At 74.5% G+C, this 26,600-nt stretch carries 12 protein-coding genes; 2 read left to right on the top strand and 10 right to left on the bottom strand.

The window, feature by feature from the left end:
• Together ACZ6K0_RS28125 and ACZ6K0_RS28120 are read right to left on the bottom strand one after the other, a co-directional pair.
• A partial coding sequence (locus ACZ6K0_RS28125) for a condensation domain-containing protein (RefSeq protein ID WP_469232232.1) occupies positions 1 to 1,647 on the bottom strand: 1,647 nt, incomplete at its 3' end.
• Positions 1,644 to 15,875 carry an amino acid adenylation domain-containing protein gene (locus ACZ6K0_RS28120; protein WP_469232234.1) on the bottom strand — a complete coding sequence of 4,744 codons (14,232 nt, stop codon included), beginning with the start codon at positions 15,873 to 15,875 and terminating at the stop codon, positions 1,644 to 1,646. The genes ACZ6K0_RS28125 and ACZ6K0_RS28120, both read right to left, overlap by 4 nt.
• A gap of 308 nt (positions 15,876 to 16,183) precedes the next feature.
• Between ACZ6K0_RS28120 and ACZ6K0_RS28115 the strand changes: the two genes are divergently transcribed.
• Together ACZ6K0_RS28115 and ACZ6K0_RS28110 are read left to right on the top strand one after the other, a co-directional pair.
• Complete coding sequence (locus ACZ6K0_RS28115) at positions 16,184 to 17,173, top strand: polyprenyl synthetase family protein (RefSeq protein ID WP_376396195.1); 990 nt, start codon at positions 16,184 to 16,186, stop codon at positions 17,171 to 17,173.
• On the top strand, positions 17,163 to 18,386 hold the full coding sequence (locus tag ACZ6K0_RS28110) for a hypothetical protein (protein WP_376396198.1): 1,224 nt from the start codon (positions 17,163 to 17,165) through the stop codon (positions 18,384 to 18,386). Before ACZ6K0_RS28115 ends, ACZ6K0_RS28110 begins: the two co-directional genes overlap by 11 nt.
• Positions 18,387 to 18,473: 87 nt before the next feature.
• On the opposite strand, the gene ACZ6K0_RS28105 is transcribed toward ACZ6K0_RS28110, so the two are convergent.
• The 8 genes from ACZ6K0_RS28105 to ACZ6K0_RS28070 form a co-directional block, all read right to left on the bottom strand.
• A complete protein-coding gene (locus tag ACZ6K0_RS28105; protein ID WP_376396201.1) occupies positions 18,474 to 19,406 on the bottom strand; it encodes a TauD/TfdA family dioxygenase in 933 nt (310 codons plus the stop codon).
• A 12-nt stretch (positions 19,407 to 19,418) separates the two neighbouring features.
• Complete coding sequence (locus ACZ6K0_RS28100) at positions 19,419 to 20,276, bottom strand: enoyl-CoA hydratase/isomerase family protein (protein ID WP_469232237.1); 858 nt, start codon at positions 20,274 to 20,276, stop codon at positions 19,419 to 19,421.
• Positions 20,263 to 21,081, bottom strand: coding sequence for an alpha/beta hydrolase (locus tag ACZ6K0_RS28095; protein ID WP_376396208.1), 819 nt, complete (start codon positions 21,079 to 21,081; stop codon positions 20,263 to 20,265). The genes ACZ6K0_RS28100 and ACZ6K0_RS28095 overlap by 14 nt, the downstream gene beginning before the upstream one ends.
• On the bottom strand, positions 21,078 to 22,655 hold the full coding sequence (locus ACZ6K0_RS28090; RefSeq protein ID WP_469232239.1) for an amino acid adenylation domain-containing protein: 1,578 nt from the start codon (positions 22,653 to 22,655) through the stop codon (positions 21,078 to 21,080). The genes ACZ6K0_RS28095 and ACZ6K0_RS28090 overlap by 4 nt, the downstream gene beginning before the upstream one ends.
• Positions 22,639 to 23,838 carry an acyl-CoA dehydrogenase family protein gene (locus tag ACZ6K0_RS28085; protein ID WP_469232241.1) on the bottom strand — a complete coding sequence of 400 codons (1,200 nt, stop codon included), beginning with the start codon at positions 23,836 to 23,838 and terminating at the stop codon, positions 22,639 to 22,641. Before ACZ6K0_RS28085 ends, ACZ6K0_RS28090 begins: the two co-directional genes overlap by 17 nt.
• On the bottom strand, positions 23,835 to 25,250 hold the full coding sequence (locus ACZ6K0_RS28080; protein ID WP_469232243.1) for a TrpB-like pyridoxal phosphate-dependent enzyme: 1,416 nt from the start codon (positions 25,248 to 25,250) through the stop codon (positions 23,835 to 23,837). Before ACZ6K0_RS28080 ends, ACZ6K0_RS28085 begins: the two co-directional genes overlap by 4 nt.
• The gene (locus ACZ6K0_RS28075; protein WP_376396220.1) at positions 25,247 to 25,531 is read right to left on the bottom strand and encodes a phosphopantetheine-binding protein; all 285 of its coding nucleotides are present in this window, start codon (positions 25,529 to 25,531) and stop codon (positions 25,247 to 25,249) included. Before ACZ6K0_RS28075 ends, ACZ6K0_RS28080 begins: the two co-directional genes overlap by 4 nt.
• A 168-nt stretch (positions 25,532 to 25,699) precedes the next feature.
• The gene (locus ACZ6K0_RS28070) at positions 25,700 to 26,383 is read right to left on the bottom strand and encodes a thioesterase II family protein (RefSeq protein WP_376396223.1); all 684 of its coding nucleotides are present in this window, start codon (positions 26,381 to 26,383) and stop codon (positions 25,700 to 25,702) included.
• Positions 26,384 to 26,600 lie beyond the last annotated feature (217 nt).

Raw genomic sequence — 26,600 nt, 5'->3', positions numbered from 1 at the left:
CAGATCCACCGGCAGGAACACCCCACCCGCAAGACCCACACCCAGCATCGCCACCACCGCATCCACCGAACGCGGCACCGCCAACGCCACCACCGCACCACGACCCACACCCGCAGCGGTCAGCTCATTGGCCACACCCACCGCACGCGACCACAACTCCCCGTACGACAGACGCACCTCACCACACACCACCGCCGGCGCCTCCGGCGCCCGCGCCGCACACTCCGCGAACCACACCGGCACCACACCCACCGGCACCACAGCACCCGTCGCATTCCACCCGCTCACCAACCGATCACGCTCGGCGGCTTCCAGCACGTCTACCGCGCCCACGGGCCGGTCCGCGTCCATGACCGCGGCACGCAGCACACGCTCCAGTCGTCGCAGGATCCGTTCGGCCGCCGCACGGTCGAAGAGGTCGGGCCGGTAGTCGACGCGCACCTGCACGCCGGCGGCCGTCCGGGAGACGACGAGGGTCAGCGGGTAGTGGGTGGCGTCGCGGCCCTTCGCGCCGACGAGGCGCAGCCCGGACTCCAGCCGGGCGCCCTCGGCGGCGGGGTCCACGGGGTAGTTCTCCACGAGGACGGTGGTGTCGAAGAGTTCGCCGATGCCGGCCAGTGCCTGGATCTCGGCGAGGCCGAGGTGCTGGTGCGGGCCGAGGTCGGCCTGCTCGTTCTGCACGCGGGCGAGGGCCTTGGACCACGGTTCGTCGTGGTCGAGGGCGACGCGGACCGGGACGGTGTTGATGAACAGGCCGACCATGGACTCGACGCCGGGCACCTCGGCCGGGCGTCCGGCCACGGTGGTGCCGAAGACGACGTCGTCGCGGCCGGTGAGGCGGCCCAGGACGACGGCCCAGGCGAGCTGGACGACGGTGTTGAGGGTGACCGCGCCGGAGGCGGCGAGGTCCGCGATGCCGTCGCCGAGGTCGGCGGGGAGCAGGGTCTCGACGCGCTCCGGCATGCGGGCCTCGCGGCCGACGGCGGCCGGGGCGAGGCGGGTGGCCTCCTCGACGCCGGCGAGGGTGCGCCGCCAGACCTGCTCGGTCTCCGTGCGGTCCTGGGCGGCCAGCCACTGGAGGTAATTCTTGTACGGGGTGACCGGCGGCAGGGCCTGCTCGCCCTGCTCGTACACGGTGAAGAGTTCGCGCAGCACGACCGGCATCGACCAGCCGTCGAGCAGGATGTGGTGGTTGGTCACGACCAGCCGGTGCAGCGCGTCCTCGCGGCGGATCAGGAGGCAGCGGATCAGCGGCGGCGCGGCCAGGTCGAAGCGCTCGGCGCGGTCCTCGTCGGCGAGCCGGGCGAGTTCGGCCTCCTGCTCCTCCGCGGGCAGGTGGGTGAGGTCGGCCTCGCGCCAGGGCAGTTCGACCTCGCGGAGGATGAACTGCACCGGCTTTCCGGAGCGTACGGAGCGGAATCCGGCCCGCAGGTTGGCGTGGCGCCGCAGCAGGGCGGCCATCGCGTCCTTGAGCCGGGCCGCGTCGAGCGGTCCCTCCAGGTCGACGGCGAGCTGGACGGCGTAGACGTCGGGGCCCTCGCCGTCGTCGAGCAGGGAGTGGAACAGGAGGCCTTCCTGCAGGGGGGACAGGGGCAGGACGCCCTCGAGTCCGGACGGCTTGCGGGCCGGTCGGCTGGTGTGCGTCACGTCAGATCCTCCAGGTCGGCCAGGTCGGCCTCGAGCTCGTCGATCTCGCCCTGGTCCAGGTCTGCCAGGGAGAGGTCGGATGTCGTCAGACTGCGGGGGGCGCCGCCGGCGGGGGCGGCGTGTGCGGTGCTGTACCGCGTGAGGGCGTCGAGGGCCTCGAACCAGAGGCCGGTGAGGGCGTCGACGTCGGTCTCGTCGAAGAGGCCGCCGGGCCAGGTCCAGGTCACGGTCAGTTCGGGTCCGGAGGACCGGTCGTGGGTGACCGCGTTGACCTCCAGGCTGTGGGCGAACGGCAGGTCCGGGTCGGTCGGGGCGATGCGTACGTCCTCGGGCGCGGCGCCCCAGTCGGCGGGGCCGGCGGAGTGGTCGGTGCGGACGCGGCCCAGGTAGTTGAAGCCGATCTGCGGTGTGGCGCCGCCCGCGAGGAGGTCCGCGGTGCGCGGGTTGAGGTGGCGGAGCAGGCCGTATCCGGCACCCTTGGCGGGGATCGCGCGGATCTGGCCGCTCACCCGGCGCAGGGCCTCGCCGGCGGCCGGGGCTCCGCCGCGGACCTCGTGCCACTTGACGCCGGGGTCGAGGCGCAGCGGGTGCATGGCCGTGAACCAGCCGACGGTGCGGGAGAGTTCGGCGCCGTCGTCGTCGTTGCGGCCGTGGCCCTCCACGTCGAGGAGCACGGGCCCGGCGCCCGGCGCGCCGCGCCTGCGACCTCGTCGCCATTCGGCGAGGGCGAGGGCGAGGGCGGTGAGCAGGATCTCGTCGGGGCCGGCGCCGGTCGCCGCGGGTACCGCGGTGAGCAGGGGCTCGGTGCGGTCGGCGGGGAGGGTGCGGGCGCGACGGCGGGTGGTGGCGTGGGTGTCGGCGGAGGGTTCGAGGGGGCGGTCGGAGAGGAGCGGGTCGGCTTCCGCGGTCATCCTTTCCCACAGCGGGAGTTCGGCCTCGACGTCGCCGCTGAGGGCACGGTCGGCGAGGCGGCGGGCCCAGGTGCGGAAGGAGGTGCGGGCGGGTGCGATCCCGGTCTCGCGACCTGCTTCGGTGTCGGTCCAGCAGGTCATGAGCTCGGGGACGAGGATGCGCCAGGAGACGCCGTCGACGACGAGGTGGTGGGCGATGAGCAGGAGTCGTCCGGCGCGGTCGGGTCCGGCGTCGAACCAGACGGCGCGGAGCATGTCGCCCCGGTCGGGGTCGAGGGACCGGCGGGCGGTCTCTGCGTGGTCGGTGAGGAGCGGGGCGAGGGCGTCGTCGGGGACGGCGGTGATCTCGACCCGGGTGACGCGGTCGGCGGCGTCGGTCTTGCCGGCGGGCGGAACGTCCAGGGTCCAGGGGCCGTCCCCGGTCCGGTCGAGGCGGGCGCGGAGCAGGTCGTGTCCGTCGAGGACGGCTTGGACGGCGGCGACCAGGGCCGGTTCGCCGAGGCCCGCGGGGGTGCGGAGCAGGACGGACTGGTTGAAGCCCGCGACGGGGCCGCCGAGGCCGCGCAGCCATTCCATGATGGGGGTGGCGGGCACGGTCCCGGTGCCGTCGTCGGGGGCGCTCGCGGCGTCGGCGCCCGGAGCGGTGGCGGCGAGGGCGAGGGCCTCGACGGTCTGGTGCTGGAAGATGTCGCGCGGGGTGAGGACGAGTCCGGCCTCACGGGCCCGACTGACGAGCTGGATGGAGACGATGCTGTCGCCGCCCATGGCGAAGAAGTTGTCGTCGACGGCGACCTCGGCGACGCCGAGCAGGTCGGCGAAGAGCGTGCACAGCAGTTGCTCGCGCTCGTTGCGCGGGGCGCGGCCGCCACCGCCCTCGTACCGGGGTGCGGGCAGGGCCCTGCGGTCCAGCTTTCCGGTGCGGGTCAGGGGCAGTTCGGCGAGTTCGACGAACGCGGCGGGCGTCATGTAGTCGGGCAGCAGGGCCGCGACGTGGGCACGCAGCGCGTCGGCGTCGAGCGGCCGGCCGGCGGTCGGGACGGCGTAGGCGACCAGGCGCTTGTCGCCGGGCCGGTCCTCACGGACCACGACGACGGTCTGGGCGACGGCCGGGTGGGCGGCGACGGCGGCCTCGACCTCTCCGAGCTCGATGCGGAAGCCGCGGACCTTGACCTGGGCGTCGGCGCGGCCGGCGAACTCCAGGGCGCCGTCGGCCCGCCAGCGGACCCGGTCGCCGGTGCGGTACATGCGCGATCCGGGCGGGCCGTACGGGTCGGCGACGAAGCGTTCGGCGGTGAGGCCGGGGCGGCCGGTGTAGCCGCGGGCCAGGCCCTCGCCTGCGACGTACAGTTCGCCGGTGACGCCGTCGGGGACGGGCCGCAGGGCCGTGTCGAGGACGTAGACCCGGGTGTTGTCGAGCGGGCGGCCGATGGGGAAGGCGTTGCGGGCGACGTCCTCGTCGGTGAGGGCGTGGTGGACGACGCACAGGGTGGTCTCGGTGGGGCCGTAGCTGTTGGTGAGGCGGGCTCCGGCGGTCTGCTCCAGAACCTTGCGGACGGCGGTCGCCGAGGCGGTGTCGCCGCCGACGTAGATGTCGCGCAGGTCGCGGAAGGCGTCGGCGTGGTTCTCGGCGAGGAGCCGGAACACGCCCTCGCTGAACAGGCCGACGGTGACGCGGTGCCGGGTCATGGTGGCGGCCAGGGAGGCGATGTCGGTGGCGTCTCCGTCGGAGGCGACGATCAAGGCGCCGCTGAGGAGGGGGCCCCACAGTTCGTACGTGGAGGCGTCGAAGGACGGCGGGGAGTGCATGAGCACCCGGTCGTCGGCGCCGTGGCCCCAGTAGCGGTCGCGGGCGAGCCCGGCGACGTTGCGGTGGGTGACGGCGACGCCCTTCGGCTCACCGGTGGAGCCGGAGGTGTACATGACGTAGGCGAGCCGGTCCGGGTGGATCGCGGGCAGTTCGGCGTCGGGCGCGCCGGCCGGCGGGAGCCCGTCGTCGAGCAGCAGGACGGGCGCGGAGCCGTCCGGGACGCGGGCGGCGGTGACCGTCTCGGCGAGGACGAGGACGGTCGCGGTGCCGTCGAGGATCCGCCGGGTGCGGGCCTCGGGGCTGCGCACGTCCAGCGGTACGTACACGCCGCCGGCCTTGGCGACGGCGAGGGTCGCCACGACGTGGGCGGCCCGGTCGGCGAGGAGCAGCGCGATCCGGTCCTCGGGGCGGACGCCCCGGCCGAGCAGGGTGCGGGCGAGCCGGTCGGAGCGCGCGTCGAGTTCGGCGTAGGTGAGGGTGAGGTCGCCGCGGACGAGGGCGGTCGCCTCGGGGGTGAGGGCGGCCTGGCGGCGGAACAGCTGGGGCAGCGACGCCTCGGGGCGCGGGTGGCCGGTGGCGTTGCGGACGACGAGGAGGTCGTGGAGTTCCGCGTCGTCGAGGACCGCGAGGCCGCTGATCGGCAGCTCGGGGGTGTGCGCGGCGGCGGTGAGGAGCCGCTGGAGCCGGGCGGCGACCGTTTCCGCGGTGGAGCGGTCGAACAGGTCGAGGGCGTACTCGATCCGGCCGAGGACGCCGTCGGCGGCGCCGTCGTCGGTGTGCCGCTCCCAGAGGCTGACGGACAGGTCGAACTTGGCGACCGGGGCGTCGGCGCCCTCGACCTCGATCCGCAGTCCGGGCAGGTCGATCTCGGGCCGGCCGGTGTTGTGCAGGATCAGCATGACCTGGAAGAGCGGGTGGCGGGCCAGGGACCGTACCGGGTTCAGCTCCTCCACCAGACGCTCGAACGGCAGGTCCTGATGGGTGTACGCGGCGAGGTCGGTCTCGCGGACCCGGGCGAGAAGTTCGCGGAAGGTCGGGTCGCCGGAGGTGTCGGTGCGCAGGACCAGGGTGTTGACGAAGAAGCCGACCAGCTCGTCGAGGGCGTCGTCGGTGCGTCCGGCGATGGGCGTGCCGATCGGGATGTCGCCGCCGGCGCCGAGCCGCGTCAGCAGGGCGGCCAGACCGGCCTGGAGGACCATGAAGAGGCTGACGCCGTGGGCGCGGGCGAGCGCGGCGAGCGCGGCGTGGGTCTCGGCGTCGAGCTCAAGCGGCACGTTGTCGCCGCGGTAGGTGGCGACCTCGGGCCGGGGCCGGTCGGCGGGCAGGTCGAGTTCCTCGGGGAGGCCGTCGAGGGCGGCCTTCCAGTGGTCGAGCTGCCGGGTGAGCTGGCTGTCCGGGTCGGTCTCGTCGCCCATGACCGTCCGCTGCCACAGGGTGTAGTCGGCGTACTGGACCGGCAGCGGCTCCCAGGCCGGTGCGGCGCCACGGGTACGGACGGCGTAGGCCCGGGACAGGTCGGCGAGCAGCGGGGTGAGGGACCAGCCGTCGCTGGCGATGTGGTGGGTGACGAGGACGAGCACGCAGGCGCCGGAGCCGTCGGCGGTGAGCAGGCGGGCCCGCAGCGGCGGCTGGACCGTCAGGTCGAAGCCGCCGAGGACGGTGTCGGTGATCGCCTGCTCCAGCTCGTCGGCCGGGACGGCGCGTTCGTCGAGGACGGCGGCGCCCTCGACCGGGCCGAGGACGTGCTGGCGGGGGACGCCGTCGGTCTCCGGGAAGACGGTGCGCAGGCTCTCGTGGCGGTCGGTGACGTCACGGAGCGCGGCGCGCAGGGCGGCGCGGTCGAGCGTGCCGGCGAGACGGAGCACGAGGGGCACGTTGTAGGTGGCGTTGGGGCCTTCGAGCCGGTTGAGGAACCACAGCCGGGTCTGGGCGAAGGACAGCGGGACGCGGTCGCCGCGGTCGGCGGGGACGAGCGCGGGGCGCGTCTCGCCGGGGGTGGTGAGCCGGGCGGCGACGCCGGCGACGGTCGGGGCGTCGAACAGCGCTTTGACGCCGACGCGGACCCCGAGGGTGGAGGCGATGCGGCTGAGCAGCCGCATGGCGAGCAGGGAGTGGCCGCCGAGGGCGAAGAAGTCGTCGTCGACGCCGACGCGTGCGACGCCGAGGACGTCGGCGAACAGGCCGGCGAGGATCTCCTCCTCCGGGGTGCGCGGGGTGCGGGTCACCGGCCCGCCGGCGGCCTCGGGGGCGGGCAGCGCGCCCCGGTCCACCTTGCCGTTGGCCGTGAGCGGGAGCGCGTCGAGGACGACGACGGCGGTGGGCGTCATGTACTCGGGGAGCACCCCGGCGACATGGGCGCGGACGCGGTCGGGCACGAGCCGCTCGCCGGGGGCGGGGACGACGTAGGCGGTGAGGCGCTTGTCGTCCCGCTGGTCCTCGCGGACCAGCGGGAGTGCCTGGCGGACGCCGGGGGCGGACAGCAGGGCGGCCTCGACCTCGCCGAGTTCGATCCGGAAGCCGCGGACCTTGACCTGGTGGTCGGCCCGGCCGACGTATTCGAGGACGCCGGCGGCGTTCCAGCGGACCCGGTCGCCGGTGCGGTACATGCGCGCGCCGGGCGGGCCGTAGGGGTCGGCGACGAACCGCTCGGCGGTGCCGGCGGGGCGGCCGAGGTAGCCGCGCGCCAGGCCGGTTCCGGCGATGTACAGCTCGCCGGTGACGCCGTCGGGCACGGGCAGCAGGGCCGTGTCGAGGACGTAGGCGCGGGTGTTCCGCATGGGGCGGCCGAGCGGGACCGGTCCGGCGGCGAGCGGGGCGCCGGCCGGGACGCGGTGGTCGAGGACGCCGACGGTGGTCTCGGTGGGGCCGTAGTGGTTGACGACGGCGACCTGCGGGTGCCGGGCGCGCCAGGCGGCGAGCTGTTCGGCGTGCAGGGCCTCGCCGCCGGTCATCAGCTCGGCGGTCGGGGAGAGTTCGTCGGGCAGGGTGTCGAGGATCGGCAGGTGGCTGGGGGTGGCCTTGAGGAAGGTCAGGCCGCCGGGGACGTCGAGGGTCTCGTCGAGGTCGGCGACGTGGAGGCAGCCGCCGGCGAGGAGGGTGCCGTAGAGGGTGGTGAGGCCGAGGTCGAAGGAGAGCGGCGAGTGGAGGAGGGTGCGTCCGCTCAGGCCGGGGTACTCGGCGGCGCAGCGCACCACGTAGTCCACCAGGGCCCGCTGCTCGACGACGACGCCCTTGGGCGCGCCGGTGGAGCCGGAGGTGTAGACGACGTACGCGGCGTCGAGGGGGGTGACGGGCGCGGTCCGGTCGCGTTCGGCCGGGGCGTCGGTGCGGGCGCGGGCGAGCGCGTCGGCGATGTCGGGGGCGTCCAGGACGAGGACGCGGGCGCCGGCGCCGGCGCCGGCCAGGTGCGGGGCGGCGTCCAGGGTGGCGGCGGTGGTGAGCACGAGGGCGGGGCGGGCGTCGGCGAGGAGCCGGGTGACGCGCTCGCCGGGGTGCTCTGGGTCGAGCGGCAGGTAGGCGGCGCCGGCCTTGCCGACGGCGAGCATCGCCGCGACGGCGGTGGCCGAGCGGGGCAGGGCGAGGGCGACCAGGGTGTCCTGGCCGGCGCCGTGCTCCAGGAGCAGGTGGGCGAGGCGGTTGGCGCGGGCGTCGAGCCCGGCGTAGCTGAGCCGTTCGGCGCCGCAGACGACGGCGGGGGCGTCCGGGGTGCGGGCGGCCTGGGCCTCGAAGAGCTGCGGGAGGGTGGCGTCGGGGGTGTCGTGGTCGGTGGCGTTGCGGGTGACGAGCAGGTCGTGCCGTTCGCTGCCGTCCATGACGGCGAGCCGGGCGAGCGACCGGTGCGGGTCGCTCAGGGCGGATTCGAGGAGCCGGACGAAGCGGCCGGCGAGCGCCTCGACGGTGGGCCGGTCGAACAGGTCGGCGGAGTAGCCGGCGGCGGCCTCGACTCCCTGCGGTTCGCCGTGCTCGTCGTACCGTTCGGCGACGGAGAGGAGCAGGTCGAACTTGGCCATGTCGGGGTCGATCTGGGCGACGTCGGCGCGCAGGCCGGGGAAGTCGACCTCGGGGCGGTCCAGGTTCTGCAGGACGAGCTTGATCTGGAACAGCGGGTGGCGGTTGAGCGAGCGGCGCGGGTTGAGCGCCTCCACGAGCCGTTCGAACGGCAGGTCCTGGTGGGCGAAGGCGGCGATGTCGGCGGTGCGGGTGCGCTCCAGGAGTTCGGCGAAGGTGGGGTCGCCGGAGGTGTCGGTGCGCAGCACAAGGGAGTTGACGAAGAAGCCGACCACGTCGTCGAGGGCCTCGTCGCCCCGGCCGACGACCGAGCCGCCGATCGGGATGTCGGTGCCGGCGCCGAGGCGCGTGAGGAGGGCGGCGAGGGCGGCGTGCAGCACCATGAACGGGGTGACGCCGTGGGTGCGGGCGAGGCGCAGCAGCGCGCGGTGGGTCTCGGGGCCGAGATGGAAGGGCACGAGGCCGCCGCGGTGGCTGGGCAGCGCGGGCCGGGGCCGGTCGGTCGGGAGCGCGAGCTCCTCGGGGAGGCCGGCGAGGGCGTCCTTCCAGTAGGCGATCTGGGCGGAGACGACGCTGTCCGGGTCGCTCTCCTCGCCGAGGCGGTCGCGCTGCCACAGGGTGTGGTCGGCGTACTGGACGGGCAGCGGGGTCCAGTCGGGGGCGCGGCCTTCGAGGGCGGCCGCGTAGGCGACGCTCAGGTCGCGGGCGAGCGGCGCGGTGGACCAGCCGTCACCGGCGATGTGGTGGACGACGACGACGAGGACGTGCGTCTCGGGTCCGACGGCGACGAGCCGGGCGCGCAGCGGGGCCTCGCGGGTGATGTCGAAGCCGCGGCCGACCGCTTCGGCGACGAGGGCGTCGGCGTCGCGTCCGGCGGCTTCGACGACGTCGAGGACGGGGCGGGCCTGCTCGGGGTCGAGGACGAGCTGGCGCGGGACGCCGTCGGTCTCGGGGAAGACGGTGCGCAGGCTCTCGTGCCGGCCGGCGACGTCGGCGAGGGCGCGGCGCAGGGCGCCGTGATCGAGCGGGCCGGAGAGCCGCAGCACCAGGGGGATGTTGTAGGTGCCGTCGGCCGGGTCCATCCGGTTGAGGAACCACAGGCCGCGCTGGGCGTACGACAGCGGCAGCCTGTCGGGGCGTTCGCGGCGGGCGACGGCGCCGCGGGCGGGTCCCGCGGCGGCGATCCGGGCGGCGAGGCCGGCGACGGTCGGCGTCTCGAAGAGCGCGGCGATCTCCAGGTCCGCGTCGAGGGCGGTGCGGATCCGGGCGACGAGGCGGGTGGCGAGGAGGGAGTGCCCGCCGAGGGCGAAGAAGTCGTCGTCGACGCCGACCCGGTCGAGGCCGAGCATGTCGGCGAAGACGCCGCACAGGATCTCCTCCTGCGGGGTGCGCGGGGTACGGCGTTCGACGGCGGTGAAGTCGGGGGCGGGCAGGGCCTTGCGGTCGACCTTGCCGTTCGGGGTGAGCGGCATCGCGGGCAGGGCGACGAGGACGGCGGGGACGAGGTGTTCGGGCAGCGTGGCGGCGAGGGCCTCGCGCAGGCCGCGGACGTCGTCGTCGCCGACGACGTAGCCGACGAGGTGGCGGTGTCCGCCGGCGCCGGGGACGACCGCGGCGGCGGCGTCGGTGACGCCGGGCAGGGCCCGCAGATGGGCCTCGACCTCGCCGAGTTCGATGCGCTGGCCGCGGATCTTGACCTGGGAGTCGCGCCGGCCGATGAACTCCAGCTGCCCGTCGGGGCGGTGGCGGACGAGGTCGCCGGTGCGGTACATGAGGCTGCCGTCGTCGGCGAACGGGTCGGGGACGAACGCGGCCGCGGTGCGTTCGGGATCGCCGAGGTAGCCGCGGCCGACGCCGACGCCGGCCACGTACAGGTCGCCGGGGGTACCGGGCGGGACGAGCTGCCTCTCGTCGCTGAGGACGTAGAGGGTGGTGTTGCGCACGGCGTGACCGATGGGGGCGGTGATCCGCCGCTCGTCGAGGGTGTCGGGGGTGAGAACTGCGTGGGTGACGTCGTCGGAGCACTCGGTGGGCCCGTACGCGTTCATCATCGGGATGCCGGGGAAGCGGGCGAACCAGCGGCGGCACAGGTCGGCGGGGAGTTCCTCGCCGGTGACGACGAGCCACCTGAGGGCGGTCAGGGCGGGGACCTCCGCGCCTTCGTCCCAGGTGTCGAGGGCGGCGCGCAGCAGGGAGGGGACGACCTCCAGGACGGTGACCTCGTCGTGGCCGACGAGCCGGAACAGGCCCAGCGGGTCGGCGGCGAGGAGCTGGTTCACGGCGAGGACGCGGCCGCCGGTGAGCAGCGGGGCGATCATCTGCCAGACGGAGACGTCGAAGGTGAGGGGCGCGTTCTGGACGATGGCGTCGGCGCCGGTCAGGCCGAGGTCGTCGACCTTGGCGAGCAGGTGGTTGTTCATGCCCCGGTGGTGCACCATCGCGCCCTTGGGGCGGCCGGTGGAGCCGGAGGTGAAGATGACGTACGCGAGCTGGTCACCGGCCGGTGCGGTGGCGTCGGCGGCCGGGGCGGGGTCGGCCGGGTCGTCGACCGGCAGGGCCTTCGCGCCGGTCCTCGCGACGACGGCGGCGGCGGTCTCCTCGTGGCCGGGCCCGGTGAGCAGCCAGGCGGCGGAGGCGTCGGCGAGCAGGGAAGCGGACCGCTCGTGCGGGGCGCGGGTGTCCAGCGGGAGGTAGGCGGCGGACGCGGCCTGGATGCCGAGGAAGGCGGTGATCGCGGCGGCGCCCCGGTCGGCGAGGACGGCGACGACGGTGTCCTCCCGGGCGCCGCGGGCGCGCAGCCGGGCGGCGAGCCGGTCGACGCGGTCCATGAGTGCGGCGTACGTGACGTCGCCGTGGTCGTCGGTGACGGCGACGGCCTCGGGGTGCTCGGCGGCGACGGCGCGGACGCGGGCGACGGCGTCGGTCATGGTCTCCGGCGCGGCGGTGTCGTTCCATGCGACGAGGAGCCGGTGGATCTCCTCGTCCGAGAGGAGCGGGGCGCTGCCGATGCGGGTGCCGGGGGCGGCCGTGGCGGCTTCGGCGAGCCGGGCGAAGCGGGCCAGGAACGCTTCGGCGGTGGTGCGGTCGAAGAGGTCGGTGCGGAACTCCAGCGCGACGAGCAGGCCGGCCTCGTCGCCGCCGGGTGCGCGGTGCTCGCGGACGTTGAACGACAGGTCGAACTTGGCGGCGCCGGTGGGCACGTCGACCAGGCCGAGCGTGAGCCCGTCGGTGGCGGGCAGTGACCGCTCCGAGCTGTCCATGGAGATCATGACCTGGAACAGCGGGTGGTGGGAGGTGGAGCGGGCCGGGTTGAGCACCTCGACCAGCCGCTCGAAGGGAAGCTCCTGGTGGGCGTAGGCGTCGAGGTTGCTCGTGCGGACGCGGGCGAGGAGTTCGGCGAAGGTGGGGTCGCCGGAGGTGTCGGTGCGCAGCACGAGGGTGTTGGTGAAGAAGCCGACGAGGGCGTCCAGGCAGTCCTCGGGGCGGCCGGTGACGGGCGTTCCGAGGGCGATGTCGGTCCCGGCGCCGTGTCGGGTCAGGAGGGTGGCGACGAGGGCCTGGACGACCATGAAGGTGCTGGCGCCGGTGGCACGGGCGAGCTCGGCGAGGCGGCGGTGGGCGGCCGCGTCGAGGTCGAGTGCGACCAGGTCCGCGGGGGCTGCCGAGCCGGCGCCGCGGGGGTGGTCGGCGGGCAGGTCGAGGTGGTCGGGCAGGCCGTCGAGCTGCCGCTTCCAGAAGGCGATCTGGCGGGCGGCGGCGCTGTCGGGGTCGCTCTCGTCGCCGAGGGCGCGCCGCTGCCAGGCCGCGTAGTCGGCGTACTGGACGGCGAGCGGGGCCTGTGCGGGGGCGTGTCCGGTGCGGCGGGCCGTGTAGGCGTCGGTGAGGTCACCGAGCAGCGGGGCGAGGGAGCCGGCGTCGGCGGCGATGTGGTGGAGCAGGAGCAGCAGGACGTGCCGGTCGGGGGCGAGGGCGAACAGGGTGGCCCGCAGCGGGGGTTCCCCAGCGAGCGCGAAGCGGTGGGTGACGGCGGCGGACAGCTCGGCGTCCAGGGTGTCGTCGCTCACCGCGCGGACGGTGAGCGCGGGTGCGTCGCCGGGGGGCAGGATGTGCTGGGCGGCGACGCCGCCGGTCTCGCGGTAGACGGTGCGCAGGATCTCGTGGCGGTCGGTGAGGTCGCCGAGCGCGGCGGCGAGGGCGGGCCGGTCGAGCGTGCCGTCGAGGGTGAGCACGAGCGGGATGTTGTACGCGGCGCTGGGCCCTTCGAGCTGGTCGAGGAACCACAGGCGCTGCTGGGCGTAGGAGAGGGAGAGGTCGCCGTCACGGGACACGGGGGTGAGCGCGGGGCGCTCGGCGGTCGTGCCTTCGAGGCGGCCGGCCAGCCGGCGGACGGTGGGCGCGGCGAAGACGGCCGCGACACCGCAGTCTCGGCCGAGTTCGGCGGAGACCCGGCGGGCGAGCCGGGCGGCCATGAGGGAGTGGCCGCCCAGCGCGAAGAAGTCGTCGTCGGCGAGGACGGTGTCGCGGCCGAGGGCGTCGGCGAACAGGGCGGCGAGGGCGTGTTCGAGCGGGGTGCGCGGCTCCCGGCCCGCACCGGCGGTGGCCGGGCCCGGCTCAGGCAGGGCCTTGTGGTCGACCTTGCCGTTGGGGGTGACGGGGATGGCGTCGACGACGGTGACGGTCGCAGGGACGAGGTAGCCGGGCAGGACCTCGGCGAGGGCGTCGCGGACAGCGGCCGGGTCGAGTCCGGCGGCGGCCTGGGCCGTGGGGACGACGTACCCGGCGAGGGCCGGGGTTCCGTCGGCGGAGCGGCGTACGGTCACGGCGGCCTGGGCCACGGAGGGCAGGCGCAGCAGCGCGGCCTCGGTCTCGCCGGGCTCGACGCGGTAGCCGCGGATCTTGACCTGCTCGTCGGCGCGTCCGACGAACTCCAGTGAACCGTCCGGGAGCTGGCGTACGAGGTCGCCGGTGCGGTACATGCGCTCGCCGGGCAGCCCGAAGGGGTGGGCGACGAACCGCTCGGCGGTGAGCGCGGAGCGGCCGAGGTAGCCGCGTGCGAGGCCGGGGCCGGCGACGTACAGCTCGCCGGTGACGCCGGGCGGCACGGGCAGCAGGGCGCTGTCGAGGACGTACACCCGGTTCTCGGCGATGGGGTCGCCGATGGGGGGCGTGCGGGAGCCGTCGAGGGCCTGGCTCATGGTGGCGCAGACGGTGGTCTCGGTGGGGCCGTAGCCGTTGACGAAGAGCCGGCCGGGCGCCCAGCGGGAGACCAGTTCCCCACCGGCGGCCTCGCCGGCGATGAGGATGGTCATGCCCGGGGGCAGGTCGGTGGCGGGGTCCATGACGGCAAGCGACGACGGAGGAAGGATGGCGTGGGTGATCCCGGCCTCGCGGGCGAACGCGGCCAGCGGGTCGCCGGGCAGCAGCCGCTCGGCGGGGGCGAGGACGAAGGTCGCGCCGGCGAGCAGGCCCATGCACAGCTCGGGCACCATCGCGTCGAAGCCCATGGAGGCGAACTGGAGGACCCTGCTGCCCGGGCGGACGTCCAGCCGCCGGACGAAGGTGTCGGCGAGGCCCGGCAGGCCGGCGTGGGTGACCACGACGCCCTTGGGGCGGCCGGTGGAGCCGGAGGTGTAGATGACGTACGCGGCGTGCGCGGCGGTCAGCGGGGCGGTGCGGTCGGCGTCCGCGAGGTCGGCACCGGAAAGCGACGCCAGTTCGGCGACGACGGCCGGGTCGTCGAGGGCGAGCGGGGTGCGCCCGGCGGCCTCGGCGACGGCAGCGGTGGAGGCGTCGACGAGGACGCGGACGGGGGCCGCGTCGCCGAGGATGTGCGCGATGCGGGCCTCGGGGTAGCCCGGGTCCACGGGGACGTACGCGGCTCCGGTCTTGACCACGGCGAGGATCGCGATGACGAACTCGGCGGAGCGCGGCAGCAGCAGGGCGACCCGCTCCTCGGGCCCCACGCCGCGGGCGGCGAGCAGCCGGGCGAGCCGGTTTGCGCGCCGGTTCAGCTCGGCGTAGTCGAGGACGGTGTCCTCGAACGCAAGGGCGGGCGCGTCGGGCGAGGCGAGGACCTGGCGCTCGAACAGGGCGGCGAGCGTGGGGCCTTCGGCGGCGGGCGCGAGCGCGGCGGAGGGGCGGACGACGGCCGCGTCCCGCTCTTCACCGCCGAGCAGCCCGATCCGGCCGAGCGGCGTCCCGGGCTCGTCGAGCGCGCGGGCGATCCGGCCGACGAACCGCAGGTACCGGTCCTGGTGGGCGGCGAGCTCGGCCGGGGCGTACAGCTCCGGGTGGGCGTCGAAGTCGACGCGGATGCCGCCGCCGTTGCCCCGGTCGTAGACGGAGACGGCGAGGTCCTCGATGAGCCGCAGCGACATGTTGTGCGCGTCGGCGCGCAGTCCGGCGAAGCTCAGGTCGTAGTCGAACGGGACGACGTTGAGCAGCGGGCCGAAGAAGCGGCGGTGGTCGTTGGGCAGGCCGAGGTCGCGGCGCAGCTCCTCGCCGCGGTAGCGCTGGTGGGTGACGAGGCCGCGCAGGGCGACCCTGGTGCGTTCCAGGAGTTCGCCGACGGTCGTGGCGTCGTCGACAGCGACCCGCAGCGGGACCACGTTGGCGGCCATGCCGGGCGCGGTGCGGGACTCGGGGCCCGGGCGGGCGGTGACCGGCAGGCCGAGCACGATGTCGGTGAGGCCGGTCATGCGGTGCATGTAGGCGACCGTGGCGGCGATGACGACGCGGGAGCGGGCGGTGCCGGCCCGCTCCGCCGCGCGGACCAGGTCCTGCCGGACGTCCTCGGGCAGGTGCGCGCTGCGCCGGACGAAGTCGGCGGACGGCTTCAGCGGGCGGGTGGAGAGGGCGACCGGCTCGGGCTGGTCGGCGTACCGGCCGTGCCAGAACTCCCGGTCGTCGGCGAGGTCCCCGGAGGCGCGGTACGCGGCGTCCTCGGCGAGGAGGGTGCGGACCGAGCCGAAGGGCGTGGGGCCGGGGTCGGCACCGGCGGCGAGCGCGGTGTAGACGTCGGCGACGCGGCGGACCAGGAGGGCGGCGCCGACGCCGTCGAGCAGGATGTGGTGGTAGGCGTGGTACCAGAACCAGCGGTCCTCGGCGGCCTTGAACAGCGCGTACGTGAACAGCGGCGAGCCGGTCAGGTCGATGCGGCGGCGCAGGTCGCGTCCCATCCACTCCTCGGCGGCGTGGCGGGGGTCGGCCTCGCCGGAGACGTCGACGGTCCGCAGGGTCCAGGGGGGCTCGGCCCCGATCACCTGGCGGGGGCCGTCCTCGGTGTCGGCGAACCGGATGTGCAGGGCGTCCGCCTCGGCGGTCATCCGCCGCAGCGCCCGCTCGAAGAGCGCGGTGTCCAGGGCGCCGTGGATCTCCAGATACTCCGCCGCGCGGAAGATGGGGCTGTCAGGTTCGACGGCCTGCGCGAACCACACCCCTGCCTGAGCCCCGGTCAGCGGAAGCTGCTGCTCGCCGTCGGCAAAAGACTGAGACTGGTCCATGATTCCTCGCCATCCACCTACAGGTGTGCGACAGGGAATTCCTGGCACACCGCAAGAACAAACAGGTCAGTGGTTTCTCCGCAGACGGCGTCTGCTCACTGCGCAGGACGGTAGCCCGCGGCACGCCGACCCCTCTGGACAGCACCTATACGCCAAGCTGCCTCTTTTCGGGGGCCCTTGGGTGTGCGAGAAAGAGCGTGTTGAGGTCTACCCGGTATCAGGAGATCCGCATGTCCACTACCTTCCCAGTGAGTCAAGAATTCACTGGTGTCGCCGCCCGCGAAACACGCGACCGCGTCTTGGCGCGGGTGGAGCGACGCATTCATGAATTCCTCGCCGAGGAGCGCCGCTCCTGGGCGGCGCTCAACGCGGATTCGGCCGAACTGATCGACTGTGTGAGCCGCATGGTGGGCAGCGGGGGCAAGCGCCTGCGTCCCGCGTTCTGCGTCGCCGGCTATCTCGCCGGCGGCGGCGACCCGGAGGCGCAGGTCGTCGTCGACGTGGCGGCCGCCCTGGAGCTGCTGCACACCTTCGCGCTGCTGCACGACGACGTCATGGACGACTCAGGGCTGCGCCGCAACGAGCCGACCGCGCACGTCGTGCACTCGACGCTGCACACGGAGCGGGACTGGCGCGGCGAGCCGCGCCGGTACGGCGAGAGCGTCGCCGTCCTCGCCGGCGATCTCGCGCTGGTGTACGCGGAGCGGTTGCTCGTCGACTGTCCGCCGCAAGCCCGGCGGATCTGGGGCGAGCTGTGCACGGAGCTGATGGTCGGTCAGTTCCTGGATGTACGGGCCGCCGCCCGGTTCGTGCCGGACCCCGAACTGTCGAGCTGGATCGCGCTGTTCAAGTCCGGCCGCTACACGGTCTACCGGCCGCTGGCCATGGGCGCGGAGCTGGCCGGCGCGCAGGAGCTGCGGCCCGCGTTCGAGCGGTACGGTCTCGCGCTCGGCGAGGCGTTCCAGCTCAGGGACGATCTGCTGGACGCGTTCGGCAGCTCCGACGTGATCGGCAAGCCCGCCCAGCTCGACTTCAAGCAGCACAAGATGACGCTGTTGATGTCGATCGCGCTGCGCCACGAGGCGGAGGTCCGGGAGCTGGTCGGCGACGACCTCGCCGGGGCCGACCCCGAGCGGCTGCACGAGGTGCTCATCAGGACCGGGGTGCGCGACCGGGTGGAGGCGGTGATCGCGGAGCGCATCGAGACCGCGCGGGCCGCGGTACGCGGGGCGCTGGACCCGGACTGGGCCGCCGAGCTCCACACGATGGCGAGGCAGGCCGCCTACCGTGACAAGTGACCTGAGCGGCCCCGGCCCGGCGGCCCCGGGCCGGGCCGCCCCGGCTGCGTCCGCCGCGGGCCCGGCCGCCCCCGGCCGTCCGAGCCCGGCCGTCTCCGGGCGGTTGGTCTCCGAACGGGTCGTGGCGGACTGGGAGTTCGCCGTGCCACCGGGCGCGGCGGGGACCTTCTGGGACGGGGTCGATCCGGTCGAGGGGCTCGACGTCTTCACGGGGGCACTGGCCCGCGGCGCCGGACCGCTCCCCGGCCCGGGGGCGGTCCGGCTGCGGGTGCGGGCGGTGGACGCGTACCGCCCGCCGTCCGGCGAGCCGCCGCCGGCGCCGGGCGGGCCCTGGGCCTCGTACAGCGAGAGCGGGGACATCCGCCGGATCCACTGGCCGGCCCGGGAGGGCTCGGGCACGGCCGGACTGCTGACGGCGTCGCCCGCCCCCACCCCCGCCCACGGCGCAGCCGACGGCACGCCGCGCGCCGACGACGCATCCCTGTCCGGCGGCGCACCCGGCGCCCTCGTGGAGGTGTCCGCGAGCCACGAGGCGTTCCGACGCAAGCTGACGCGGACGGCGCTGATCGCCCCACTGATGCTGAGCGGCGGGATGGCGCTGATCCACGGCGTGGCCGTCACCCGTGACGACGGGTTCACCGTGCTGCTCGCCGGGGCGTCCGGGTCGGGCAAGTCCACCCTTGGTCTCGCGGCTTTCGCCCACGGCTGGCGGGTGGTCGCGGAGGATCTGGTGTTCGTGACCGCTGACCGGGCCGTCGTGCCGCTGTTCCTGAGCGGCGCGTGGGAGTGCCGGGCGCATCCGGACGACCGGGCTCTGATCGAGCGGGTCACCGGGACGCCGGTCGAGGGGCACGCCTCGGAGCTGCCCGCGGACCACCGGGGGCGGGAGTACCTGTTTCCGGTGCGCCCCGGGGCCGGGCCCGCCCCGGCCCGGCCGCTGCCGGTGGACCTGGTGGTCTTCGTGGACCGGGACGGCGACGTCCCGGTCTCCTCCGAGAACCGCGCCGGGCAGGTCCTGGGCGCGGGCCCGCGCAGCACGCTGGGCGCGATGGCGAACCTCCTGCGGCTCGACTTCGCGCCGGTCGTCCGGGAGACGGAGAAGACGCTGCGGCGCGTCGTCGAAGGGCTGCCGTCGCGGCGGTTCGCGGCGACCGGCCGGATCGCGGACGACGTGCCGGCGTTCCTGGCCGCCCTCGACCGGTGGGCGTCCTGACGGTTCCCGCCCCCCACCGTGAACGCCTCGAAGGGCCGGCCCGCCCGGGCCGGCCCTTCGAGGCGTGTACGGGAGCGGAGGCGCGGATCAGGCCATGGCGACCAGGATCCGGCGCTGCCCGGTGAACGCGCGGCGGCCGTGCGCGACCGCGACGTTGTCGACGAGCAGCAGGTCGCCGGCCTCCCAGGCGACGTCCACGGCGGTCTTCATGCCGATCTCCTGGACGTGGGTGATGTACTCGGCCGGGATGGGGCTGCCGTCGGCGAAGAACGCGTTCTGCGGGAGCTCGTCCTCGGGGATGAGTTCGGCGAGCGCGGCGGCGTCGTCGCCGAGTCCGGCGATGTGCCACTGGTCGGCCTGGTTGAACCAGACCTCCGTGCCGGTGACCGGGTGCTCCAGCGTCGCGCGGCGGAGCTGGGTGACGCGGAGGGTGCCGTCGGGCTGCCAGCTCCACTCGGCCTCGGCGCCGTCGAGGAACGCCTCGGCCTCGGCCCGGTCCTCGGTCTCGAAGGTGGCCTGCCAGCTCTTGCCGAAGCCCATGCCGTCGTGGAGGTTCTGGGTGTAGCGGACGCCGGGGGCGAAGGCCGCCCGGATCTCCGGGTCGATGGACTCCAGCCAGAGCCGGCCGTCGACGAGCGGGGTCGCACCGCCGGTGGCCGCCGCCACGTCGCAGAAGAACAGGATCCGCGAGGGCCAGGTGTGCGCGTACGACATCTCGTTGTGCATGGAGATCTCGAATTCGGCCGGGTACTCGGTGGAGGTGTAGAGGTTGCGGCCGACCTTGGTGCGCGGCGAGTTGCCGTGGACGTACGCGAGCCGGTTCGCCAGCAGCAGGTCGGCAGCGCCGTCGTAGCTGTCGGCGGTGATGCCGAAGCCGCGGAGGTAGACGGCGCGTTCCTCGGCCAGGAGCCGGCCGACGTCAGTGGCCCGCAGGTACTCCTCCAGGCCCTGCGGGGTGGCGTCGGCGCCCACGTCGGCGGGGCGCAAAATCCGGGGTCGCCAGGCGTTCTCGGTGGTCACGTGGGGTTCCTTTCAGGAGGGGGTCGCCGACGGGACGGCGTCCCCGGCGTGCTGGGGGTCGGTGGGCCGGGCCGGGCCGAAGTCGGGGGCGCGGCGGGCCCGGAAGGCGGCCACGGCCTCGCGGACGTCCGGCGAGTGGGCGGCGACGACCTGGACGGGCGCCTCCCGTTCGAGGGCGGCCTCCAGCGAAGGCGCGTCGGTGTTCGCCCGGAGCACCTGCTTGGTGAGGGCCAGCGAGACCGGGCTGTTCGCGGCGATCTCGGCGGCGAGGCCGAGCATGGCGCCGGCCAGTTCGCCGGGGGCGGTCACCCGGCTCACCAGGCCGCGGGCGAGGGCCTCGTCGGCGGCCACGAACCGGCCGGTGAGCATCATGTCGGAGGCGAAGCCGAGGCCGGTCAGCCGGGGCAGCAGCCAGGAGGCGCCCATGTCGCCGCCGGAGAGTCCCATCTTCGCGAAGGAGGCCTGGAAGCGGGCGCCGGGCGCGGCGAGCCGGATGTCGGCGGCGAGCGCCAGGGAGAGCCCGGCGCCGACGGCGGAGCCGTCGACGGCGGCGATCACGGTCTGCGGCAGGGCCGTCAGTCCGGTGATCGCCTCGGCCTGCCGGTGCAGCAGGGCGAGCAGGTCGAGCGGGGGCAGCGCGGCGATCCGGCCGACCTCGTCGATGTCGTACCCGGCGCAGAAGGTGTCCCCGGCGCCGGTCAGGACGAGCACCCGTACGGAGGAGTCGGCACGCAGTCCGGCACAGAGGTCCGTGAGGCGGGCGAACAGGTCCTCGTTCAGGGCGTTCCTGCGGGCGGGCCGGTTCAGGGCGGCCGTGACGACGCCCGGGAGGGGGCGGGTGACCAGGAGGGAGGGTTCAGATGCGTTCATGCGTCCGCTCCTCGGTGTGGCGGGCGACGAATTCCAGCGAGGCGGGCAGGGCGCCGTCGACGAACCGCCAGTCGTGGCCGCCGGGCCGCTCGTGGTACGCGACCTCGTGGCCGCGCTCACGCAGCGCGTCGCGGACCCGGCGGTTCATGGCCCGCATCCGGTCGTGATCCTCGGTGCCGATGTCCAGGTAGAGGGCGGGCGGCGGGGTCCGGCTGTCCTGTCCGATCAGGCGGTACGGGTCGTAGCGCCGCCGGGTCTCGCTGCCGGGCGGCCCCCAGACCCGCTCGTGGCTCTCCACGGTGGGCATGGCGAACGCGGGGTCCGAGCGGAACGTGGCGTACGGATCCCCGGTCCGCAGCGGCGCCTCGAAGGCCCCGGCGTGCGAGGCGACCGCGCCGAAGACGTCGCGGTGCCGCAGACCCAGGAAGAGCGCGGCGGCCCCGCCCATGGAGAAGCCGCCGACGGCGCGCCCGGAGCGGTCGGCGCGGGTGTGGAACCGCGCGTCGACCGCCGGCACGAGTTCGTGGACGAGGTGGTCCTCGTACCGCAGTCCGGCGTGGTCGTTGACGAACCAGCGGCGTCCGCTCTGCGGCAGGACGACGATGGTCCGGCTGTCCCTGACCAGGTCGACGAGACGGGTGTTGACGAGCCAGGTGTCCTTGCTGCCGCCGTAGCCGTGCAGCAGGTACAGGACGGGGTGGGCGGGGCCGTCCTCGCTGTAGCCGCCGGGCAGGACGATGTTGACGCCCTTGTCGCGGCCGAGCAGCCGGCTCGGCCGGCGCAGGGTGAGCACGCGGGCGGTCACGCCGCCTCCCGGAGGGGAAGGGCTGCCAGGGCCCGGCGGTCGGTCTTGCCGGTCGAGGTGCGGGGGAAGGAGTCGGCGAGGTGGAAGGCGGCGGGGACCATATAGCGCGGGAGGGTCGCCATACAGTGGGCGCGCAGGTCGGCAGGGTCGGGAGCCGCGCCGTCGGCGGGCACCACATGGGCCTGGAGTTCCTGGTCGCCGTGGGCGTCCGGGACGGCGACGCAGACCGCCTCGTGGACGTCGGGCAGCCGCATCAGGACGGCCTCGATCTCCTCCGGTTCGACCCGGTGCCCCCGGATCTTGATCATGTGGTCGCGGCGGCCGAGGTAGAGGTAGCCGCCACCTTCCAGCGACCGGACGAGGTCGCCGGTGCGGTGGGTCCGGGCCGCTCCCCCGACGGCCTCGGCGGGCGGGGTGCGGCCCCAGTAGCCGAGCATCACCGAGTCGCCTGTGACGCAGAGTTCGCCCTCGGCGCCGGGGACGTCGGGGACCGGCCCGCCGTCCGGGCCGAGGAGCCGGGCATCGGCGTACGGGCAGGGACGGCCGATGGGCGGGGGTGCGGTGCGGTCGGGGGCGAGGTCGGCGTCGGTGACCCGGTGGTGGGTGCAGACGTTGGTCTCGGTCGGGCCGTACAGGTTGTGCAGGGCCGCTCCTGGCAGCGCCGCGCGCAGCCGCCGCAGGTGCTTGAGCGCGAAGGGCTCGCCCGCGAAGAGCACGGTCCGCAGTCGTGAACCCTCCAGCAGGGCGCGGTTCTTGGCATCGAGCATCCGGATGAGGGCGCCGGGCACCGAGTACCAGACGGTGACGCCCTCCTCGGCGACCAGCCGGTTGAGCGCCGGGCCGAGGGCCCGCTGGTGCTCGGGCACGAGGACGAGGCAGGCACCGGCGCTCACGGCGGCGAAGACGTCGAAGACGGACAGGTCGAAGTGGACGGGGGCATGGGAGGACAGCCGGTCCTCGGCGGTGAGCCCGAACTCGGTCACGGTCCAGTCGACGAACGCCAGCGCGTTGCGGTGGGACAGCATGACGCCCTTGGGCGTGCCGGTGGATCCGGAGGTGTAGAGGATGTAGGCGAGGTCGTCGGGGCCGACGGCGGCGGGCGCGAACCCGTCGGGCGCCGGCCGGTCCACCGCCTGCGCCCAGCTCGTCGACCGGAGCGCCGGGTCGCCGGGCGGGGCGGGCTCGTCGCCGACGAGGACGGCTGTGCGCAGCGGGGCGGGGACGCCGTGCTCCTGGAGCAGGGCGAGCCGGGGCGCGTCGGTGACCAGGCAGCGGACGGCGCAGTCGCCGAGGATGTACGCGGCACGGGCGACGGGCGTGGCCGGGTCGACCGGGACGTACGCGGCCCCGCACTTGAGGATCGCATGGAGGGTCACGAGGGTCTCGGTCGACTTGCCGAACCACAGGCCCACCCGGTCACCGGCGCGGACGCCCTGCTCGCGCAGGGTCGCGGCGAGCGCGGTGGCCGCCCGGTCCAGGCCAGCGTAGTCGGTGGAGCGGCCCCGGTGGCGGACCGCCTCGGCCGTGGGCCGGGCGGCCACGGCGCGGGTCAGCAGCTCATTCAGCGTGCGCATGGCGGGCTCCTGCGGGGCGGGGGGACGCGGCGCGGGCGCGGGTGGTGAGGCCGAGCTTCTCGGCGATCACCAGCCGTTGCATGTCGGAGGTGCCGGAGGAGATCCGGGTGCCGAGCGCGTCGCGCAGATTCCGTTCGACGTCGGTGTCGGTGGTGTAGCCGAGGCCGCCGTACACCTGGAGGGCGTCGAGGAAGGTCTCGACGGCGGACTCGCTGGTGCGGAGCTGGGCCGCCTCGGCGTAGTGCGAGGCGACGCTCCGCTCCAGGTCCCAGGCGGCCCGGTGGGTGAGCAGCCGGGCCTCGTCCAGCCGGATCCGCATCTCGACGATGCGGTGGGACACGGACTGGAACTTGCCGATGTTCCGGCCGAACTGCTCACGGGTGCGCGCGTACTGGACGCAGTCGTCGATCTGGCGTCCCATGACGCCGAGCAGCGGGGCCAGGATCATCGAGCGTTCCCAGGCCATGGTGGCGGCGAGGATGCGGGAGCCCTGCTTCTCCGCGCCGAGCCGCGCGGAGAGCGGGACGCGGCAGCCGCTGAGGGTGATCTCGCCCCAGGGCGCGGTGCGCAGTCCGGCCTTCTCGTAGCGGGTCTCGACGGTCAGCCCCGCCTGGCCGCGTTCGACGAGGAAGGCGGTGACGCCGGTGAACCCGAGGGCCGGGTTGACGGTGGCGTACACGAGGAAGACGTCGGCGAGGGGCGCGTTGGTGACGAAGCGCTTGGCGCCGTCGAGGACGTAGTGGTCGCCGTCGCGGCGGGCGGTGGCGGTGAGGGACAGGGCGTCGGAGCCGGATCCGGCCTCGGTGATGGCGTGGGCGCCGATCAGTCGGCCGTCGCAGAGTCCGGGCAGATAGCGGTTCTTCTGCTCCTCGCTGCCGAAGAGCAGCAGCGGGACCTCGGCGGCCCAGATGTGCGCGCCGAGCGCGATCATGAGGCCGTTGTCGCGGCAGCCCTCGCCCAAGCCCTCCAAGGCGAGGGCACAGGTCAGCGGGGTCAGGCCGAGGCCGCCGTACGCGCGGGGCACGGGGAGACCGAGGACTCCGGCGTCGGCGCAGCGCTGCCAGTCGCCGGGCTGGAGCGTCCCGGTGCGTTCGCGGGCCGGGAGGTCGGCGCCGAGGTCCCGGCCGAGCCGGCGGAACCGGTCGGCGAGGGCGGTCTGTTCCTCGGTGGGGTCGAGGTTCACGGGCGGCCGCCGACCGGGTCGAGGGCGGGCAGCCCGGCCAGCGAGGCGGCGATGTGACTGTCGGAGACCACGTGGTCCTCCAGGGTGCCCGCCAGGTACTGGTCGTACGCGGACAGGTCGAGCAGGCCGTGGCCGCTGACGTTGAAGAGGATGACGCGCGGCTGATTCTCCTCGCGGGCGCGTACGGCCTCGTCGACGGCGCACTTGACGGCGTGCGCGGATTCGGGGGCGGGGATGAGGTTCTCGGTACGGGCGAAGAACGCCCCCGCCTCGAACACGTCCTTCTGCCCGTAGGCCACGGCCTCCATCAGGCCGCGGTCGTAGAGGGCGCTCACCAGCGGCGCGGCACCGTGGTAGCGCAGTCCGCCGGCGTGCACGCCGGGCGCGACGAACGTGTGGCCGAGGGTGTACATCTTCGTCATGGGGGTGGTGCCGGAGAAGTCGTTGTAGTCCCACGCGTAGCGGCCCCGGGTCATCTTGGGGCACGCCTCGGGCTCCACGGCCACCAGCCGGGTCGTGGCTCCGGTGCGCAGCTTCTCGCGGTGGAAGGGGAAGGCGAGACCGGCGAAGTTGCTGCCCGCGCCCATCGCGCCGATGACCACGTCGGGGAACTCCCCGGCCAGCTCCATCTGGAGCAGGGCCTCTTCGCCGATGACCGTCTGATGCAGCAGGACGTGGTTCTCGCCGCTGCCGACGGAGAAGGCGCCGCGTGTCACGCTCCGGGCGTGTTCGAGGGCCTCGGCGTTGGCGATGGCGACGCTGCCGTCGCCGTCGGGCGAGGCGGCGAGCAGGGCGCGGCCCGCCTCGGTGGTGCCGCTCGGACTGGGGATGACGCGGGCGCCGTTGAGCTCCATCAGGACCCGGCGGTAGGGCTTCTGCCGGTAGCTGCAGTTGACCATGAAGACGGTGCAGGCGAGGTCGAGGGCGTGGCAGGCCATCGACAGCGCGGTGCCCCACTGGCCGGCGCCGGTGCCGGTGGTGATCTCCTGGACGCCGGCCTTCTTGTAGTAATAGGCCTGCGCAAGCGCCGAGTTGAGCTTGTGGCTGCCGGAGGCGTTGGCACCCTCGTACTTGTAGTAGATGTGCGCGGGGGTGTCGAGGGCCTGCTCGAGGCGGTGGGCGCGGATCAGCGGGGTGGGACGCCAGCGCTGGTACTGCGCGCGCACCGGGTCGGGGATCTTCACATGGCGCTCGGTGCCGACGCTGCCGCGGTACATGGAGAGCGGGATGTTGGCCCCGGTGGACCCGCGGTCGGTGGTCTGCGCGTCGCCGGTCGCGTCGCCGTCCGGCCGTGCGGCGGGCCGGGCCCGGCGGACGTCGGAGGCCGGCACGTCGAGGTCGGCGAGGATGTTGTACCAGTGGGTCGGGACGTCGTCCTCGTCGAGCAGGTACTGGTTGCGCACGGCTTTCATGCCGGGGTCTCCGTCCGCAGGCCGGCGACATGCCGGCGGACGAGCTCGATCAGGTCGCCGACGGTCTCCAGGTCGGCCTCCATGACGTCCTCGTCCTCGATGTGGCCGCCGAACTCGGTCTCCACGGCGAGCAGGAGCTGGAGCAGGTTGAGCGAGTCGAGCTGGATCATCGGCGAGTAGAGCGAGACCTGCGGACCGATGTCCTGGGGGTCGAGCCGGAGATCGAGGGCGTCGACCATGAGTGCGCGGACCTTCGTGGCCACGTCGTCGTCGGGCAGCATGTCGAAAGGCTCCTTGGAACAGGAAATACTTCGGGTCGGGATGACTTCGTGCGGGCGGCGCCGATACGGCGCCGGAGAGAATTCCCGCGGCGGCCGGCGGTCGGGTGCGCGGGGAAGCCGAGGAAAGGAGCGGGAAGCAGGGGGGCTGCAACGAGGGACATACGGGGGTCAGTGCGGGGCCGCGAGAACGCGGGCGACGTCCGTGACGATCTCGCTCCCCTGCACGAGGGAGAAATGGTCGCCGGAAAAGACCTGCAGGGAGAATTCCCCGGACGTCGCGTCCGACCAGGCGGCGGCGTGCGCGACGGGCACACCCGGGTCGGCGTCACCCACGTACGCCGTCACCGGCACGGTCACCGGCCGCGCCGCGGCGGGCCGGTAGGTCTCGATCAGGGTCAGGTCGGCGCGGAACGACGGCAGCAGCAGGGCCAGCAGCTCCGGCTCGGCGACCACCGCCGGGTCCATGCCGCCGAGCGCGAGCAGGCCCTCGACCATGGCGTCGTCGTCCCGCAGATGGAGGTCCCGGCCGCCCCGGGGGCTCAGCGGCGAGCCGTGTCCCGAGACGAACAGGTGCCGCGGCCGGGCCCGGTACAGCGCCTCCAGACGCAGGGTGACCTCGTACGCGAGGGCCGCGCCCATGCTGTGGCCGAGCAGCGCGACCGGCCGGTCGAACAGCGGCAGCAGCTCCCGCGCCACGCTGTCGGCGAGCGGCCCCATGGCGCTGACGCACGCCTCGCCGAAGCGGTCCTGCCGTCCGGGGTACTGCACCGCGACGAGTTCCACGTCGTCCGGCAGGGCGTCGGCCCAGCCGTAGAACGCGCCGGCGGTGCCGCCCGCGTGCGGCAGGCACACCAGACGGCTCCTCGGCGCGGGCACCGGGCGGGGCCGACGCAGCCAGCGCCCGTCCGGGCTCGCGGCATTCCGGGTACGTACCGGGCTGGGTATCACTGACGGCCTGCTTCCCTGGGCTTCTCGAACGGCCGGGAACTCACCCGTCCCGGCATTTCAAGCACCGCACCTTAACTCCTTTTCGCGGGTCGTCACCACCCGATTCGGGCGGCAGTTCGAC

The organism is Streptomyces sp. NPDC042346 (genome assembly GCF_055581845.1).
Note: the sequence above shows the minus strand (reverse complement) of the source record. Positions and strands in the feature narration are given on the sequence as shown.